We start from the raw sequence: 1394 nt of genomic DNA, 5'->3' as shown, positions 1-1394 counted from the left end.
CTGAGGACAAGCCCTCGGCCTATTAGTACCGGTCAACTCCACCCCTCACAGGGCTTCCATATCCGGCCTATCAACCCAGTCGTCTACTGGGAGCCTTACCCTCTCAAGGAGGTGGGAGTGCTCATCTCGAAGCAGGCTTCCCGCTTAGATGCTTTCAGCGGTTATCCCTCCCGAACGTAGCCAACCAGCCATGCCCTTGGCAGGACAACTGGCACACCAGAGGTTCGTCCGTCCCGGTCCTCTCGTACTAGGGACAGCCCTTCTCAACACTCCTACGCGCACAGCGGATAGGGACCGAACTGTCTCACGACGTTCTAAACCCAGCTCGCGTACCGCTTTAATGGGCGAACAGCCCAACCCTTGGGACCTACTCCAGCCCCAGGATGCGACGAGCCGACATCGAGGTGCCAAACCATCCCGTCGATATGGACTCTTGGGGAAGATCAGCCTGTTATCCCCGGGGTACCTTTTATCCGTTGAGCGACGGCGCTTCCACAAGCCACCGCCGGATCACTAGTCCCTACTTTCGTACCTGCTCGACCCGTCAGTCTCACAGTCAAGCTCCCTTGTGCACTTACACTCAACACCTGATTGCCAACCAGGCTGAGGGAACCTTTGGGCGCCTCCGTTACCCTTTAGGAGGCAACCGCCCCAGTTAAACTACCCACCAGACACTGTCCCTGATCCGGATCACGGACCCAGGTTAGACATCCAGCACGACCAGAGTGGTATTTCAACGGCGACTCCACAACAACTGGCGTTGCTGCTTCACAGTCTCCCACCTATCCTACACAAGCCGAACCGAACACCAATATCAAGCTATAGTAAAGGTCCCGGGGTCTTTCCGTCCTGCTGCGCGAAACGAGCATCTTTACTCGTAATGCAATTTCACCGGGCCTATGGTTGAGACAGTCGAGAAGTCGTTACGCCATTCGTGCAGGTCGGAACTTACCCGACAAGGAATTTCGCTACCTTAGGATGGTTATAGTTACCACCGCCGTTTACTGGCGCTTAAGTTCTCAGCTTCGCCCCGACGAATCAGAGCTAACCGGTCCCCTTAACGTTCCAGCACCGGGCAGGCGTCAGTCCGTATACATCGCCTTACGGCTTCGCACGGACCTGTGTTTTTAGTAAACAGTCGCTTCTCGCTGGTCTCTGCGGCCACCCCCAGCTCAGAGTGCAAGACTCGTCACCAGGAATGGCCCCCCTTCTCCCGAAGTTACGGGGGCATTTTGCCGAGTTCCTTAACCATAGTTCACCCGAACGCCTCGGTATTCTCTACCTGACCACCTGAGTCGGTTTGGGGTACGGGCCGCCATGAAACTCGCTAGAGGCTTTTCTCGACAGCATAGGATCATCCACTTCACCACAATCGGCTCGGCATCAGGTCTCAG

At 56.2% G+C, this 1394-nt stretch carries 1 rRNA gene; it reads right to left on the bottom strand.

Annotated features, from left to right (window positions below):
- Positions 1-2 precede the first annotated feature (2 nt).
- Positions 3-1394 (bottom strand): 23S ribosomal RNA (locus ACIQ87_RS40300); the annotation flags it as partial.

It is taken from the genome of Kitasatospora sp. NPDC096204, assembly GCF_044763205.1.
Lineage (GTDB): Bacteria > Actinomycetota > Actinomycetes > Streptomycetales > Streptomycetaceae > Kitasatospora.
Note: the sequence above shows the minus strand (reverse complement) of the source record. Positions and strands in the feature narration are given on the sequence as shown.